The organism is Terrabacter sp. 01T434 (assembly GCF_056398545.1).
In genome coordinates this window covers 1,019,181-1,035,963 of the sequence record NZ_JBFTPP010000001.1, presented here as the reverse complement: position 1 = coordinate 1,035,963, position 16,783 = coordinate 1,019,181, and the positions used below count along the sequence as shown (strand labels likewise).

Below are 16,783 nucleotides of genomic sequence, written 5' to 3'. Positions count from 1 at the left end.
CTCCGGCGCCGCGCGGGTGCCCATGAGTTGCCACGAGTTGCCGGGAGCCCTTGTCCGCGCGCGGCGGCCGGGGCGAGAGTGGGGCCATGACCACCGCCCCCGCGACCACCCCGGCGATCACTCCCGCGACCGCCCCCGGCCCGAGCCCGTCCGCCGACGAGACACCGGCGCAGGCCGCGCGTCGCGCCGTTCGGCTGGGTGGCACCGAGGGTGTCCTCGCACCCGAGGCGGTCACGGCGTTCATCGAGGAGCAGCTCCGCGGCGTCGACCTCGACGGGAAGAGCGTCTGCATCGTCGTCCCCGACGGCACCCGCTCCTGCCCCCTCCCGCTCCTCGTCGGCGCCGTGCACCGAGCGCTGCACGGGCGGGTCAGCCGGATGACCACGCTCATCGCGCTCGGCACGCACCAGCCGATGTCGGCCGCCGCCCTCGCCACCCACCTCGGCTACGAGGAGGGCGCGCTCGAGGCGACGTATCCCGGCATGACCGTGCTCAACCACGAGTGGTGGGAGCCCTCGACCTTCGCCGACCTCGGCACGATCCCGGCGGCCCGCCTGTCCGAGCTGTCCGAGGGACGGCTGTCGATGGATGTGCCGGTGCTGCTCAACCGTGCCGTGGTCGAGCACGACGTCGCGCTCGTCGTCGGGCCGGTGCTGCCGCACGAGGTCGTCGGCATCTCCGGGGGCAACAAGTACTTCTTCCCCGGTGTCGCGGGCCAGGACATCATCGACGTCTCGCACTGGATCGGAGCGCTCATCACGTCGGCCGAGATCATCGGCACGACGGACATCACCCCGGTCCGGGCCCTCATCAACGAGGGCGCCTCACTCGTGCCGGCCGAGAAGCTGGCCCTGTGCGTCGTCGGCGAGTCCGGCTCGCTTGACCTGCACTCCATCTCGTTCGGCGACACGATCTCGTCGTGGGCCAACGCGGCGGAGGTCTGCGCGGCCACCCATGTCACGTATCTCGACGAGCCCGTCGACCGCGTCATCTCGATCATCCCGGAGATGTACGAGGACATCTGGACGGGGGCCAAGGGCTTCTACAAGCTCGAGCCTGCCGTGGCCGACGGCGGCGAGGTCGTCATCTACGCCCCGCACATCACCGAGATCTCGACGAGCCACCCCGAGATCAACGAGATCGGCTACCACTGTCGCGACTACTTCGTGAAGCAGTGGGACCGGTTCAAGCACATCCACTGGGGCACGCTCGCGCACTCGACCCACCTGCGCGGTGCCGGCACCTACGACGCCGAGACGGGCGAGGAGCGCCTGCGGGTGCGGGTCACGCTCGCGACCCAGATTCCCGAGGACGTATGCCGTGCCGCCAACCTCGGCTACGCCGACCCTGCCTCCATCGACGTCGCCGCCGAGGCGGAGGGCGGGGCGTTCGTCGTGCCGAACGCCGGCGAGGTCCTCTTCCGGCTGCGCTGACCCGTCGAGCGGCGCACGACGAGTCGCACCGGCATGACGATGGGCTCACGGCTCGGCACCGCGCCGCCGGCCATGGCGACGAGGTTCCTGACCCCGGTGGCGCCCATCGCGTGCAACGGTGCTGCGACCGTGGTCAGCTCCGGCTCGGTGATCTCGGCGAGGAGCGTGTTGTCGAAACCGACGATGCTCACGTCGTCCGGGACGCGTAGCCCGAGACGGAGCAGGCCCTTGAGGACGCCGATGGCGACGACGTCGTTGTAGGCGATGACGGCTGTGGCCCCCTGGGCCGCGATCTCGCTCGCGCGCCCGAAACCTGCCTGCACCGTGGGGCTGTTGCACGGGCCGACCCGGCGCACGCGGATGTCGAGCTCGTAGGTCGCCTCGCGCAGGGCCTGCCAGCGGACACCGTCGGTCCAGCTCGACTCGGGACCGGCGACGTAGGTGATCGAGTCGTGGCCGAGCTCGGTCAGGTGCTCGACCGCACGTCGGACGCCGCGGGCGTTGTCGACGAGGATGCTCGGCACCTCGGGCAGCCGACGGTTGAGGACGATGACCGGTTTCTGCTTGGCCATCATCCGGATCGCCTGGTCCGACATCCGGGAGCTCGTCAGCAGCACGCCCTCGACGGCCCGCAGCTCCCGCTCGGTCCACTCCCGCTCGAGCTGGGCGTCCTCCTGGGTGTGCGAGAGCAGGAGGGTGTAGCCGAGCTCGCCGGCGGCCTCGTGCGCTCCGCGGATGATGTCGCCGTAGAAGGGGTTGGTGATGTCGGTGACGACGAGGGCGAGCGTCCTGGTCCGGCTCGGGACGAGGCCGGGCAGGGAGGTCGTGCGGTAGCCGAGAGCCTCCGCGGCGGCGAAGATCCGTGCCGCCGTCTCGGCGTTGACGCGGCCCGGGCGCGCAAACGCCCGCGACACCGTCGACGCCGCGACCCCCGCAGCCTCGGCCACGTCGTAGATCGTCGGCCGTCGCTCCATCCCGCCAATCTATGGAGCCACGCCCCCACCCACAATCGAAAGAGCAATCCGTCCGCCTGCCCACTTCCCCAATCGAGAGAGCATTCCGTCCGCCCCCTTCCCGATCGAGAGAGCCATCCGCCTGCCCACTTCCCCAATCGAGAGAGCAATCCGTCCGCCCTTCCCGATCGAGAGAGCAATCCGTCCGCTTCCGTGGGCGTATGCCGTGTGACCTGGTCGGGTCGAAGCACCGGTTGTCCACAGGCCCGGTCGTCGTCACCGCGCAACTCCCGACGGGTGCGCCACCATCGGACGATGCATCCGTCGCTCCCAGATCCGCTCGGCCGCATGCCGTTCACGTCGGCCATGGCCACGGTGTGGGGGCTGACCAGGCACCAGGTGCACCGGCTCAACCTCGAGGCACCCGTCCGGGGCGTGTGGACCGCGAACGCGCTCGAGTCCTTGGCACACCGATGTGCCGCGATCTCCCTCGTCGTCGAGTGCCACGCCTTCTCGCATCTCAGCGCTGCCCGCCTCCATGGACTTCCGCTGCCGATGTCAGTCGATGATGACCACTCGATTCACGTCATGCGCGACGCGCGGGACGGGGCCGTGCGCCGCCGCGGCGTCGTCGGGCACCGCGGGCTCTCCAGCCGGGATGTCGTCGACGTGTGCGGCGTGCCGGTGACTAACCTCGCGGATACCTGGGTCGACATAGGAGAGCTCATCGCTCCCGGGTTTCCCCTCGGACTCGACGATCTCGTGATCATGGGTGATGCCGTCGCGAACGCGCTGGGCTCGGTCGAACCGCTGCGTGAAGCGCTCGACGCTCGAGTCGCCCCGCGAGGCAAACTCACGCTCCTCGAGGCCCTCGAGTGGATCCGGGTGGGCTCGGAGTCTCCGGGCGAGACGCGAACCAGACTCGTCCTCGTCCGGGCGTGCCTGCCCGAGCCCGAGCTCAACAAACCGATCTACGGACCGGGTCGGCTCTGGCTCGGTCGGCCGGACATGCGCTGGAAGAAGCAACGCCTCCTGCTGGAGTACCAAGGACGGGAGTTCCACGACAGCGACGAGCAGCGCGCGCAGGACGAGGTGCGCTTCGCCGGGTTCTGCGACCACGATTGGGCTGTTGTGCCCGTATGGAACGACCACATCAACATGGACCAGTCTCGGATTGACCTGGTCCTGCAGGTGGCGGACAAGCTGGGACAACCGCCGGCATCCTTGGACCTGAACGCGATCCATCCGCGGTTCTTCAGCACGCGAATGCTCGAGCTCGCCGAGATCCGCGCCCGGCGACTGCGCGCGCGGGGCCGGTGACCGGACGGATTGCTCTTTCGATCAAGGGGGGCGACACGGCATACACACGGCTGCGCGCGGACGGATCGCTCTTTCGATCGGGGAGGTGGGCGGACGGATCGCTCTTTCGATCGGGGAGGTGGGCGGACGGATTGCTCTTTCGATCAGGGGGCGGGCGGGCGGACGGATTGGTCTTTGGATGGGTCGTGGCAACTGGTGGCAATCGCTCGCGCTGGACGGCGGGGCGGTGACTCAATGGAGCAACGCCCCACCGCTCACGAAAGGCCCCACCATGCTGCGCCCCCAGGACACCTCCACCCGCGAGACCAAGCGCCTCGACGGCATCTGGTCGTTCCAGCTCGACGGTGACTCCACCGGGCGCGACGCCGGGTGGTTCCGCGACGCCCTCCCCGCCCCGCGCGACATGGCCGTGCCGGCGAGCTTCAACGACCTGACGGCTGACGCCGCGGTCCGCGACTACTTCGGCGACATCTGGTACCAACGCACCGTCCACGTCCCGCGTGGTTGGGCCGGTGAGCGCATCGTCCTCCACTTCGAGTCGGCCACGCACCGCGCCACCGTCTGGGTCGGTGACCACGAGGTCGTCAGTCACGAGGGTGGCTACACCCCATTCGAGGCCGACGTCACGGAGTTCGTCACGCCGGGCGAGGAGGTGCGCATCACGGCGCTCGTCAACAACACGCTGAGCTTCCAGTCGATCCCACCGGGTGTCATCGAGGACACGGCGGGCGGCAGGGCCCAGCGCTACTGGCACGACTTCTTCAACTTCGCCGGCATCCACCGCTCGGTCTGGCTCGCTGCCACACCCCAGGCCCGCGTCGAGGACATCACGGTCGTCACCGGCTTCACCGGCACCGTGGGTTCGGTGGACTACGCGGTGGCGACCGCCGACTCCGACGGCCTCGAGGTCCGGGTCGTCCTGCGCGACGCCGCGGGGCGCGTGGTCGCGACGGGCACCGGCTCCAGCGGATCCCTCTCCGTCGACGACGTCCACCTCTGGGCGCCGGGGCACGGCTACCTCTACGACCTCGAGGTCCAGCTCGTCGACGACTCGGACGTCGTCCTCGACAGCTACCACCAGTCCGTCGGGATCCGCACGGTCGAGGTCCGCGGCACCGAGTTCCTCATCAACAACGATCCCTTCTACTTCAAGGGATTCGGCATGCACGAGGACCACGCGACGATCGGCAAGGCGCACAGCCCCGCCCACCTCGTCCAGGACTTCGAGCTGCTCGACTGGGTCGGCGCCAACTCTTTCCGCACGTCGCACTACCCCTACTCCGAGGACGTCCTCGACCACGCGGACCGCCACGGCATCGTCATCATCGACGAGACCGCAGCCGTCGGCCTCAACATGGGCCTCGGCGGCGGCATCTTCGGCGGCCAGGGCTACACGACCTTCTCCCCCGAGACGATCAACGAGAGCTCCCGCGAGGTCCACGCCCAGGCGATCCGTGAGCTCATCGCGCGCGACAAGAACCACCCGAGCGTCGTGCTGTGGTCGATCGCCAACGAGCCGGAATCCGACACCGAGGCCTCCGAGGACTACTTCCGTCCGCTCTTCGACGTCGCCCGCGACGCCGACCCGACGCGCCCCGTCGGCTTCGTCAACGTCATGCTCGCTCCCCACGGCGCGTGCCGCGTCTCCCAGTTCGCCGACGTGCTCATGCTCAACCGCTACTACGGCTGGTACGTCAACACCGGTGACCTCGCCAGCGCCGAGATCGCGTGGACCGCCGAGCTCGAGGGCTGGGCGTCCGAGGGCAAGCCGATCATCGTCACCGAGTACGGCGCGGACACCCTGGCCGGCAACCACTCGCTCACCCCGCAGCCATGGAGCGAGGAGTACCAGGTCGACTACCTCGACATGAACCACCGGGTCTTCGACGCGTGCGACGCCGTGGTCGGCGAGCACGTGTGGAACTTCGCCGACTTCGCGACGACCTCCGGCATCATGCGGGTCGACGGGAACAAGAAGGGTGCCTTCACCCGCGACCGCAAACCCAAGGCCGCCGCCTTCGCGCTCCGTCGCCGTTGGCGCAAGGACGCCTGAAGACCTCGGGCGTGCTGAAGACCTCGGGCGCCGCTGCCCGCCGGGTGCCGGCGTCGCCCCGAGCCTCGGGGCGCGGCCGTGACAGCGCCGTCGCGACCGCGCCCTTCCCGCCCCGGGCCACACGGCATACGGTCGTGTCCTCCCCACTCAAGGAGTCCTCGTGTCTGACCTCGCCACCATCGGTGTGACCGGCCTCGCCGTCATGGGCAGCAACCTCGCCCGCAACCTCGCCCGCCACGGCCACACCGTCGCCGTCCACAACCGCACCAACGCCAAGACCCGCGCACTCATCGAAGAGCACGGCTCCGAGGGCACCTTCGTGCCCTCCGAGTCCACCGCCGACTTCGTGGCCTCCCTCGAACGCCCTCGACGGATCATCGTCATGGTCAAGGCGGGCGGTCCCACCGACGCGGTCATCGACGAGCTCGTGCCGCTGCTCGAGGAGGGCGACATCGTCGTCGACGGAGGCAACGCCCACTTCGAGGACACCCGCCGACGCGAGGCGCGGCTGCGCGAGCACGGCCTGCACTTCGTCGGCACCGGCATCTCGGGCGGCGAGGTCGGCGCGCTCGAGGGGCCGTCGATCATGCCCGGCGGCTCCAAGGAGTCGTATGCCGCCCTCGGCCCGATCCTCGAGTCCATCGCCGCGCAGGTCGACGGCGAGCCGTGCTGCGCCTGGATGGGCCCGGACGGCGCGGGTCACTTCGTCAAGATGGTCCACAACGGCATCGAGTACGCCGACATGCAGTTCATCGCCGAGGCCTACGACCTCCTCTCGGCGGCCGGGTTGACGGCGGCCGAGGCGGCCGGCGTCTTCAGGGAGTGGAACACCGGCGAGCTCGACTCCTTCCTCATCGAGATCACGGCGGAGGTGCTCGACCAGGTCGACGCGGGCACCGGCGGCTCCCTTGTCGACGTCATCGTCGACGCGGCCGAGCAGAAGGGCACCGGCCGTTGGACCGTGCAGACGGCACTCGAGCTCGGCGTGCCCGTGTCGACGATCGCCGAGTCGGTCTTCGCCCGGTCCGGGTCCGGTGACACCGCCGTGCGTGACGCCGCCCGCGGTGTGCTCGTCGGGCCGGATCGCGCTGTCTCCGTTGACGATCAGCAGCGCTTCGTCGACGACGTCCGTGACGCGCTCTGGTCGTCCAAGGTGGTGGCCTACGCCCAGGGGCTCGAGCAGATCCGCAAGGCCAGCGACGAGTACGGCTGGGACGTCGACATCGCGACCGTGGCCCGCATCTGGCGCGGCGGCTGCATCATCCGCGCGCGCCTCCTGGCCCAGATCAGCGACGAGTACGCCGCCGGCAGGCTCGCCACCCTCCTGGTCGCCCCGAGCATCGCCTCCGGGCTCGCGGACCGTCAGGACGCGTGGCGACGCGTCGTCGCGCTCGGAGTGACTGCGGGCGTACCCGTGCCCGGCTTCTCGAGCGCCCTCGCCTACTACGACACCGTGCGGGCCGAGCGTCTGCCGGCCGCGCTCGTGCAGGGGCTGCGCGACAACTTCGGCGCCCACACCTACGGCCGCACCGACCGCGCGGGTGTCTTCCACACGCTGTGGTCGGGCGACCGGAGCGAGGTCGCCGCGCCGTGACCGACCCATCGACGCAGATCGACGAGACCGGACCGATGACGCCGGGTCCCAGGGACGCGTGGCCGGTGGAGGGCAACGACGGCCTCCCCCCGCACCTCCGGCGCCACGCGGACCTCGTCGCGGACCACATCCGCCGAGGTATGCCGTCCCGAACCGGCCGGCTCGGCGTCGCCTTCTCGGGTGGCGTCGACTCAGGCCTCCTGCTCGCCCTCGCGGTGCGCGCGCTCGGACCGGCCCGGGTCGTCGCCGTCATCGGCGTCTCCCCCAGCCTGGCGGCCGACGAGCGTCGTGGCGCCCACGACGTCGCCGCCCACATCGGCGCCCCGATCGTCGAGGTCCCCACGCACGAGGGCGACAACCCGGCCTACCGGGCCAACGGACCCGACCGCTGCTTCCACTGCAAGGACGAGCTCTTCACGCGGATCTCCGACGACGTCGCGGCCGCGCACGAGCTCGCTGCCGTCGCGTACGGCGAGAACGCCGACGACGCGCGCCGGCCCGACCGCCCCGGCTCCCGGGCGGCCACCGAGCACGGGGTGCTCCGGCCGCTCGCCGACGCCGGCCTGACCAAGTCGGACGTGCGCGCGCTGGCCCGAGCGCTCGGACTCCCCAACGCCGACAAGCCTGCTGCTCCGTGCCTGGCCTCCCGCATCCCGCACTTCTCCAGGGTCGACCCCGCCAAGCTCGCCCAGGTCGAGCAGCTCGAAGCGGCCGTGCGGGCCTTGGGCTTTGTCGACTGCCGGGTGCGCCACCACGGGCAGGTTGCCCGGATCGAGCTTCCCGACCCCGACCTCGAACGCGCGATGTCCGCGCCCGTCCGCACCGCCGTGCACGAGGCCGGGCGGGCGGCGGGTTTCACGTTCGTCGCCGTCGACGTCGCCGGCATCCAGTCCGGCGCCTTCACCCTGCCGCTCGTCCAGGTCACCGGTGGCTGACGCGGGAGGCAGCAGCGTCGGTGCAACCGACCCCTTCGAGGTGGCCGAGCTCGACCTCGGGCGAAGGGCGCGCCGCGGGTATCCCGAGGCGATCTACTGCGAGGGCAAGACACCGGAGCAGGTGCGCACCATCGCCGAGCGGCTTCGTGACGCCGCCGCCGACGGGACCACGTCTGGTGCCGTTCTCTTCACCCGGGCGGGCGTCGAGCACGCCGAAGCAGTGCTCGACATCCTGCCGAATGCCTTGCACGACAAGACAGCCCGGCTTCTCGCCTGGCCGCCGGACCCTCCGGCCCCCAGCGGCGGCCTCGTCGCCGTCTTCTGTGCCGGCACGTCCGACCTGCCCGTCGCGCGCGAGGCAGTGCTGACGGCACGCTTCCTCGGCCGCGAGACCGAGCTCGTCGTCGACGTCGGCGTGGCCGGACTGCACCGAGTCCTCGCCCGCCGCGACCTCATCGACCGTGCGCGGGTCATCGTCGTGGTCGCCGGCATGGACGGGGCCCTTCCGAGCGTCGTCGCGGGGCTCGCCGCCTCCCCGGTCGTCGCCGTGCCCACGTCCGTCGGCTACGGTGCGGCATTCGGGGGGCTCGCTCCCCTGCTGGCGATGCTCAACGCGTGCTCCCCCGGGGTCGGCGTCGTCAACATCGACAACGGCTACGGCGCCGGCCACCTCGCCGCGCAGATCGCCGCCCCCTGACCACCATCGAAGGAGCAGCCCCACGTGTGGACCCTGTCCGGATTCGCCGACGAGATCGACCCTGACCTGGCCACACAGTGTCAGGTGCTCAGAGAGCTCGACATCACCCACATCGAGCTGCGCAGCGCGTGGGACGTCAACGTCCTGGACTTGTCCGACGAGCAGCTGAGCGAGGTCGAGAGCGTCCTGGCCGCATACTCCATCTCGGTGTCGTCGATCGGCTCACCCATCGGCAAGATCGACATCGAGGACGACTTCGAGGCGCACCTGCGGCGGATGGACCGGGCACTGACGGTGGCTGAGCGGCTCAGCGCGCCCTACATCCGGTTGTTCTCGTTCTTCCTGCGCGACGACGAGGCGCCAGCGGACCACCGCGACGAGGTGATCCGCCGGATGCGCGCCTTGGTCGACGCCGCGGCCGGCCACGACGTGGTGCTGCTGCACGAGAACGAGAAGGACATCTACGGCGACGTCCCAGACCGCGTCCTGGACCTCGTCGAATCGGTGGACTCGCCGCAGTTCAAGCTCGCGTGGGACGCCGCCAACTACGTTCAGTGCGGCGTTCGCCCGTTCACCGAGGGCTACGACCGGCTGCGGCCGCACCTGGCCTACATCCAGATCAAGGACGCGCTCGCAGCCACCGGCGAGGTCGTGCCGGCCGGTGAGGGCGACGGCGAGGTGCGCCGGACGATCCGCGCGCTGCGGGCCGACGGCTTCGATGGGTTCTTCTCCATGGAGCCACACCTGGGCAGCACCCACAGCTTGGGCGGCTTCACCGGTGCCGACCTCTTCGCCCACGCGACGAAGACCTTCACGGCGCTGCTGGACAGCGAAGGGATCGAATACGTATGAGCGGCAAGAGAGTCCGGTTCGCGGTCATCGGTGCCGGCATGATCGGCGCGGTGCACGCGGCCGCCCTCGCCGAGCTGCCCGAGACCGCCGAGCTCGTCGCCGTCGTCGACGTCGACCGCCCCAAGGCGCTCGCCCTGGCCGAGCAGCATGGCGCCGAGCACACCGACGACCTGACGGCGCTGCTGTCTCGCGACGACATCGACGCCGTCACCGTGTGCACCCCCAGCGGTCTGCACGCAGATGTCGCGGTCGCGGCGCTGGACGCCGGCAAGCACGTCGTCATCGAGAAGCCGATCGACGTCAGCCTGGCTGCTGCGGACCGCATCATCCACGCCGAGGCCCGGTCCGGCAGGAAGGCCACGGTGATCTCGCAGCACCGCTTCGACCGCTCCACCGAGACGGTCCTGCAGGCGGTGACCGACGGGACGCTGGGCTCGATCACCTCCGCGATCGCCTCCCACGCCTGGTGGCGAGGGCAGAGCTACTACGACTCCGGCGAGTGGCGCGGCACGTGGGCGCTCGACGGCGGCGGAGCCGTCATGAACCAGACCGTGCACACCATCAACCTCATGCTCACCATGGTCGGCACTCCGGTGGAGGTGTTCGCCTACACCGCCTGCCTGGCGCACGAACACATCGAGGTCGAGGACACCGCGGTCGCGGTGCTCCGGTTCGAAAGCGGCGCGCTCGGCATGATCCACGGCACCACCGCCGCCTACCCCGGGCTGGACGCCCGGCTGTCGGTCTACGGCACCAAGGGCTCAGCCGTCGTCTCCGACGACCAGCTCGTCTACCTCCACGAGACGGTGGGCGCGGCCACGGAGATCGGGATGTCGAGCATGACGGGTGGCAACCAGGTCACGGCCGCCCACCAGATCGGTCCGGACGAGCTCAGCTTCGGCCATGCCCACCGGCTGCAGCTCGCCGACTTCATCGCCGCGGTCACCACGGGAGGCGCTCCCCGCGTCAGCACGTCCGACGCCCGGACCTCGCTCGCCGTCATCCTGGGCCTCTACGAGTCCGCCACCACCGGCCGTCCGGTGCGGCTGTGACCCATCGACCGATAGAGGCGGCCACGTTGCGCGTCGGGCTGGTCGGCTGCGGGTCCATCGCGTCGCAGCACCTGGACGCCATCAGCGCCAACCCTGACGCGGTCCTCGTTGCGGTGGCAGACACGGATGAGGCCGCGGTGGCCGCGGTCGTCGCCGATCGCGGGGTGCCCGGCTACCCGGACCTGACCCGGATGCTCGATGAGGCGCAGCCCGACGTCGTGCACATCTGCACGCCCCACCACCTCCACGCCGCGATGGCCATCGAGAGCCTGCGCCGCGGGGTGCACGTCCTGCTCGAGAAGCCTGTGGCCACGACGGTCGCGGACGGTGAGGCCCTGGTGCGGGCCGCGAGGTCCAGCACCGCCACCCTCGGGGTGTGCTTCCAGAACCGTTTCAACCCCACGATCCTGGCGATCCGCGACCTGCTCGAGGGAGGCACCCTGGGGGCCCTCCTCGGCGGCCGCGCGGCGGTCACGTGGTTCCGCGACGAGTCCTACTACGCGAGTCGCCCGTGGCGCGGTCGGTGGTCCGAGAGCGGCGGCGGGGTGCTCATCAACCAGGCGATCCACACCCTGGACCTCCTGCAGTGGTTCCTCGGTGAGGTGACCACGGTGCGCGGCGTGGCGACTCGGGTCGCGCTGTCCGACACCATCGAGGTGGAGGACACCGCCGCCCTCCAGCTCGGCCACGCCGGGGGCCGCCGGTCGTTGTTCCATGCCAGCAACGGCTACGTCGCCAACGCCCCGGTCACCCTGGAGCTGATCGCCGAACGCGGCATCGTCAAGCTGGACACCGACGTCCGGGTCGAACACGCCGACGGTCGCGTCGACACCATTCGGGAGACAGGGATCGGTCACGGCGAGAAGGCCTACTGGGGTGCCTCCCACCGGGACCTCATCGACGACTTCTACCGACACGTCCGCGCTGGCACCCCCTTCTCGATCGGCCCCGCTGAGGCACTCGAGAGCCTGAAGATCATCACCGCGGTGTATGACCAGTCGGCCGACCTGCTGGGTCCCAGACCCTGAGTGAGGTGGCGGCGACGGCACGACCTCACGGCGTCGGGCGCAGCCCCTCCGGCACGCGAGCACCGCGGGCCAGACCCTCTGCCGCAGCGGCCGCCTCAGCGGCGTCGAGCACCTCGCGCACCGGGAGCCGGAGGCCCGCGGCGGCAGCCTCGACGTCACGGAACTCCGCGGCCGCGTTGACGATCCGACCTTGCCGGTGGGCCACCTTGATACCGACGCGCTGACCTGCGACGTCGACGTCGGTCCAGCCGCGGTCGAGTGCCCAGCGGGTGACGTCGGTGACGCGCACGCCGATGGTGCTCGTCGAGGCGAACACGAGGTCCCGGAGCGCCACCACGTGGCCCGGAGCCGCGAGGACGGACAGCAGCTGGGCCGGCCGGCCGCGCTTCATGGTGATCGGGGTGGTCCACGCGTCTCGGGCGCCCGCCGCCAGCAGGGCGTCGACCACGGTCGGCCACAGGCGGGGGTCGAGGTCGTCGACGTTGGCCTCCAGCACGCACAGCTGTTCGGGGACGTTGTCGCCGGCGTCGAGTCTCCCGCCGGCGACCGGGGCAGCCGCACTCTCGGTGGGTGCCAGGGGTCGTCCGACGACGACACGCACGACGTTGGGGCGGTCCGGGTGCTCCTTGGTCCCGGCGCCGACGCCGACCGAGATGACGGTCATGGCCGGCAGTCCCGCCTGGCGCTGCACGAGGGCCGTCACGAGCGCCACACCCGTCGGCGTCGCGAGCTCACCGTCACCGCCCGAGGTCACGTCCCAGCCACGGCACAGCTCCAGGACGGCGGGGACCGGCACGGGCACGCGGCCGTGCGCGGCGCGGACCGAGCCCGACCCCAACGACAACCGGCCGGCCGTCACGGTGCGCGCCCCGAGGTCGACGAGCGCCGCGCAGCTGCCGACGACGTCCGCGATGGAGTCCCAGGCCCCGACCTCGTGGAAGTGGACGTCGTCGATGCGTTTGCCGTGCACCCGTGACTCGGCGACCGCCAACCGCTCGAAGGCTGCGTGCGACCACTGGCGCACCGTGTCGTCGAGGTCGGCGTCGCGCAGCCGGTCCCGGATCTCGGACCAGGGCCGGTGGTGTTGGTCCGGCGCGAGCAGCTCGACCTCGACCTTGAGGGCGCGCATGCCGGCCCGCTCCGTCTCGTGCGTCACGAGCCGCACGGTCCCCGGGATCACGGAGTCGACGGCGGTCTGCGCAACAGCCAGTGAGGCACCCGCGTCGACGAGCGCGCCGAGGAGCATGTCCCCGGCGACCCCGGCGGACACGTCCAACCACACGTCGACCCCGGCGCGACCGTTCCTCGAGCTCATCCCCTCACCGTAGGCGACGGGTCACGCCGGTGTGAGCCACGCCCGCGTCAGGGCAGCCGGGCCGCCCTGAGCGCGCGGTGCCGACTGGTCCCGCGGTGCCGCCCGGTCCCGCGGCGCCATCCGGTCCCGCCGACGAGGGGCAGGTTCGGACGGACGGCCGCTGCGAGGGCAACGACGACCGGCAGGAAGACGAAGAGGTAGCGGGATCGTCCCTGGAAGAGCAGGGTGAACAGGCCGATGCCCAGGACCGACAGGGCGAGCAGGAGCACGTCTCGCCGGAAGGGCGCTCGCAGGAGCCCCACCCCCGCCCCGAGCAGGAGCGCCAGCCAGAGTCCCTGGGTGAGATCCGCCCGGAGCGGGTAGAGCGTCCCGTGCAGACCGTTGACCTCGGCGAGAGCGGTGGTCACCGGCCCTCGGCCGCGATAGACGCCCGGCCTCGCGTCCAGCCCCTCACCCCAGGCCCAGAACATGCCGTCTCCCCAGTTCCACACGGCCTTGTCCGCGTAGAAGCCGATCGTGCCGGGCAGGCCGCGCTCCTGCCAGCGGGTCTCGATGTAGCTGCGCGAGTAGTCGCGCATCTGCGCCTGGTCGCGCCCTTCGATCGCGTCGACCATGGGCTGGCTGTAGGAGCCGTAGCTGACGTGCCCGTTGCCGCGGTCGACCTTCACGTCCATGCCGTTGGCCACCCACCACAGCAGTGGCGGCGACGCTCCCTCGCGCACGCGCGACAGGTCGACGCCCGAGGCGACCCCGGCTGCACCGGTGAGGACCGCGCTCGCCCCGAGGAAGACGGCGAGCGCGGCAACCGCGCCCGCGACGGCGCCGGCCCGCTGCCTGTTGCGTCGACGGCGGTCCTGCCCGACCTCCGGGTCGGGCGCGGACGCCGCTGCCGACAGCAGCAGACAGCCGACGATGCCCACGACGAGCACGACGGGTGTCGTCTTGATGACATAGGCAGCCGCGGCCGATGCGACGCCGAGGATCCCGAGCACGGCTGCACGAGCTCCCCACGGCTGCTGCCATGCAGCGACGACCAAAGCCAGCGCCCCCACGGTGAAGGGCATGGCATAGAGGTCGGTGTAGACCACGCTGACCCACGGGGAGAGGCCGACCAGCCCCAGGACGAGCAGCTGCGCGACGAGGGCGGCGCCCCGTCCTGCCACGCGCACGACGAGGGCGTGCACGGCATACAGCGTCACGCCCACGCAGAGCCCGTTGAGGGTGATGAGCACGGCGTTCGCGGACAGGCCGAGCCCGGCACCGACGGCCGCCCCGGCCCGCTCGATGGCGATGAGAGGGACGTTGTTGGGATAGAGCGACAGGTAGTCGTAGACCCCCTGCACCAGAGGGCGGCCGAGCTGGACCGTGCGCGCGATGCTGTTGATGTAGCCCGCGTCCCACCCGTAGCCGTAGCGCAGCAACTGGCCCAGCACCATGCTCACGACGCCACCACCCATCGCGACGCCCAGGGGAACGTGGCGGCCGAGCACACGCCGCGGCACCCGGAGGCGGGTGGCCAACAGGAGCGCGACCGCCGCCGTGGGAGCCACCACCCACCAGTGATAGGTGATGTTGGGCAGTCGTGGAGTGACGAGCGTCCCCACGGCGACGACGACGAGAAGGACCCCGACCAGGCGCTGCAGGCCAAGTCCGACCCGTCGCTCCATGGGCGGGGAGGCTAGCACAGCGCCGGGTCAGGCGACCGGGGCGTCCCTCTCGGCCCGGTTGACCGCCGACACGATGGCCTTGATGGACGCGGTGACGATCGACGGGTCGACACCGACGCCCCAGAGGACACGCTCGCCGACGGCACACTCGACGTATGCCGCAGCGCGGGCGTCGCCACCAGCGGACAGGGCGTGCTCGGCGTAGTCGAGGACACGCACGTCCGGGGTGCCCTCGACCGTCGCCAGTGCATCGACGAAGGCCGCGATCGGGCCGTTGCCCGTCCCGGTGATCGTCCGGGACTCGCCGCCGTCGCGCACCGTGGCCTCGATCGTGCTGGCTCCGTCGACGGTCGAGTCGGTGACGACGTTGACGAGCTCGAAGCGGCCCCACGGGCGTGCCGGGTCCGGCAGGTACTCGTCCTGGAACCGGCCCCACAGCTCGGCGGGAGCGACCTCGCCACCGTCCTGGTCGACGCCGCGCTGGACGACACCGGAGAACTCGATCTGCAGCCGGCGCGGCAGGTCCATCTGGTGCTCGGTCTTCATGATGTAGGCGACGCCGCCCTTGCCGGACTGGCTGTTGACCCGGACGACGGCCTCGTACGACCGGCCCATGTCGTGCGGGTCGATCGGGAGATAGGGCACACCCCAGACGAGGTCGTCGATGCTCGTGCCCTTCTCCTTGGCCTCGGCCGCCATCGCCTCGAACCCCTTCTTGATGGCGTCCTGGTGCGAGCCGGAGAAGGCGGTGAAGACGAGGTCGCCGCCGTAGGGGTGTCGCTCGCCCACCGGCAGCTGGTTGCAGTACTCGACGGTGCGGCGCACCTCGTCGATGTCGCTGAAGTCGATCTGCGGGTCGATGCCCTGGCTGAAGAGGTTCATCCCGAGCGTGACCAGGCAGACGTTGCCGGTGCGCTCCCCGTTGCCGAAGAGGCAGCCCTCGATGCGGTCCGCGCCGGCGAGGTAGCCGAGCTCCGCGGCGGCCACGCCCGTGCCCCGGTCGTTGTGCGGGTGGAGGCTCACGACGATGGACTCACGGCGCTCGAGGTGACGGACCATCCACTCGATGGAGTCGGCGTAGACGTTGGGTGTCGCCATCTCGACGGTCGCCGGCAGGTTGACGATGATCTTGTGGTCCGGCGTCGGGTCGATGACGTCGACGACGGCGTTGCAGATCCGCATCGCGAAGTCGAGCTCGGTGCCGGTGTAGGACTCGGGCGAGTACTCGTAGTAGATCGTCGTGTCCGGGATGGTCTCCTCGAGCTTCTTGCACAGGCGCGCCGCCTGGACGGCGATGTCGATGATGCCGTCCTGGTCGAGCCCGAAGACGACCTTGCGCTGCAGCGCCGACGTCGAGTTGTAGAAGTGGACGATGGCCTGCTTGCTGCCCCGGATCGCGTCGTAGGTGCGCTCGATGAGGTGGTCGCGACACTGCGTCAGCACCTGGATCGTCACGTCGTCGGGGATGTGGCCACCCTCGATGAGCTCGCGACAGAAGTCGTAGTCGGTCTGGCTCGCGGACGGGAAGCCGACCTCGATCTCCTTATAGCCCATCTTCACGAGCAGCTGGAACATGCGCAGCTTGCGCTCGGAGTTCATCGGGTCGATGAGGGCCTGGTTGCCGTCACGCAGGTCGACGGCGCACCAGCGCGGGGCCTGCTCGATGCGCTTCGTCGGCCACGTGCGGTCCGGGAGCTCGAAGGGGATCTGCTCGTGGAACGGGACGTACTTCTGGAACGGCATTCCCGACGTCTGCTGGGGGTGGATCATCGCTGCACTCTCTTCGTCTGCGTTTCGCTCGGTGTCCGGCCGGACACGGGAAACTCCGCGACGAGGAGGGCCGGGATCAGGCCTCGTCGCGGCAGAGAAGGAGGAGGCTCACCG

Annotated in this window: 13 protein-coding genes; 9 read left to right on the top strand and 4 right to left on the bottom strand. The window is 70.6% G+C overall.

Annotated features, from left to right (window positions below; translation table 11 throughout):
* The first annotated feature begins 86 nt into the window (after positions 1-86).
* On the top strand, positions 87-1,433 hold the full coding sequence (locus tag AC1DIW_RS04885) for a lactate racemase domain-containing protein (protein WP_478106659.1): 1,347 nt from the start codon (positions 87-89) through the stop codon (positions 1,431-1,433).
* On the opposite strand, the gene AC1DIW_RS04880 is transcribed toward AC1DIW_RS04885, so the two are convergent.
* Complete coding sequence (locus tag AC1DIW_RS04880; RefSeq protein WP_478106658.1) at positions 1,337-2,407, bottom strand: LacI family DNA-binding transcriptional regulator; 1,071 nt, start codon at positions 2,405-2,407, stop codon at positions 1,337-1,339. The genes AC1DIW_RS04885 and AC1DIW_RS04880 overlap by 97 nt on opposite strands.
* A gap of 327 nt (positions 2,408-2,734) precedes the next feature.
* Here AC1DIW_RS04880 and AC1DIW_RS04875 point away from each other — a divergent pair, with 327 nt between their 5' ends.
* The 8 genes from AC1DIW_RS04875 (at position 2,735) to AC1DIW_RS04840 (ending at position 11,917) form a co-directional block, all read left to right on the top strand.
* On the top strand, positions 2,735-3,706 hold the full coding sequence (locus AC1DIW_RS04875; RefSeq protein WP_478106657.1) for a hypothetical protein: 972 nt from the start codon (positions 2,735-2,737) through the stop codon (positions 3,704-3,706).
* Between the two features lie 271 nt (positions 3,707-3,977).
* Entirely contained in the window at positions 3,978-5,759 is a 1,782-nt protein-coding gene (uidA, locus tag AC1DIW_RS04870; protein ID WP_478106656.1) for a beta-glucuronidase, read from the top strand.
* Positions 5,760-5,961: 202 nt separating this feature from the next.
* Positions 5,962-7,353 carry an NADP-dependent phosphogluconate dehydrogenase gene (gene gndA, locus AC1DIW_RS04865; RefSeq protein ID WP_478106713.1) on the top strand — a complete coding sequence of 464 codons (1,392 nt, stop codon included), beginning with the start codon at positions 5,962-5,964 and terminating at the stop codon, positions 7,351-7,353.
* Positions 7,350-8,288 (top strand): ATP-dependent sacrificial sulfur transferase LarE, encoded by a 939-nt coding sequence (larE, locus tag AC1DIW_RS04860; protein WP_478106655.1) that lies wholly within the window; start codon positions 7,350-7,352, stop codon positions 8,286-8,288. The genes gndA and larE overlap by 4 nt, the downstream gene beginning before the upstream one ends.
* Positions 8,281-8,985 carry a nickel pincer cofactor biosynthesis protein LarB gene (gene larB / locus AC1DIW_RS04855; protein ID WP_478106654.1) on the top strand — a complete coding sequence of 235 codons (705 nt, stop codon included), beginning with the start codon at positions 8,281-8,283 and terminating at the stop codon, positions 8,983-8,985. The genes larE and larB overlap by 8 nt, the downstream gene beginning before the upstream one ends.
* Positions 8,986-9,009: 24 nt before the next feature.
* On the top strand, positions 9,010-9,837 hold the full coding sequence (locus AC1DIW_RS04850) for a sugar phosphate isomerase/epimerase family protein (RefSeq protein WP_478106653.1): 828 nt from the start codon (positions 9,010-9,012) through the stop codon (positions 9,835-9,837).
* Positions 9,834-10,889 carry a Gfo/Idh/MocA family protein gene (locus tag AC1DIW_RS04845; RefSeq protein WP_442279104.1) on the top strand — a complete coding sequence of 352 codons (1,056 nt, stop codon included), beginning with the start codon at positions 9,834-9,836 and terminating at the stop codon, positions 10,887-10,889. Before AC1DIW_RS04850 ends, AC1DIW_RS04845 begins: the two co-directional genes overlap by 4 nt.
* Positions 10,886-11,917, top strand: a complete 1,032-nt coding sequence (locus tag AC1DIW_RS04840) for a Gfo/Idh/MocA family protein (protein WP_478106652.1) — start codon at positions 10,886-10,888, stop codon at positions 11,915-11,917. Before AC1DIW_RS04845 ends, AC1DIW_RS04840 begins: the two co-directional genes overlap by 4 nt.
* Positions 11,918-11,942: 25 nt before the next feature.
* Here the strand turns inward: AC1DIW_RS04840 and larC are convergent, their stop codons facing one another.
* From larC to leuA, 3 genes are read right to left on the bottom strand one after another with little or no spacing between them, the layout of a single operon-like run.
* On the bottom strand, positions 11,943-13,232 hold the full coding sequence (larC, locus tag AC1DIW_RS04835) for a nickel pincer cofactor biosynthesis protein LarC (RefSeq protein ID WP_478106651.1): 1,290 nt from the start codon (positions 13,230-13,232) through the stop codon (positions 11,943-11,945).
* Positions 13,233-13,279: 47 nt separating this feature from the next.
* Positions 13,280-14,899 carry a glycosyltransferase family protein gene (locus tag AC1DIW_RS04830; protein ID WP_478106650.1) on the bottom strand — a complete coding sequence of 540 codons (1,620 nt, stop codon included), beginning with the start codon at positions 14,897-14,899 and terminating at the stop codon, positions 13,280-13,282.
* A 27-nt stretch (positions 14,900-14,926) separates the two neighbouring features.
* The gene (gene leuA, locus AC1DIW_RS04825; protein ID WP_442279100.1) at positions 14,927-16,669 is read right to left on the bottom strand and encodes a 2-isopropylmalate synthase; all 1,743 of its coding nucleotides are present in this window, start codon (positions 16,667-16,669) and stop codon (positions 14,927-14,929) included.
* Positions 16,670-16,783: the final 114 nt, after the last annotated feature.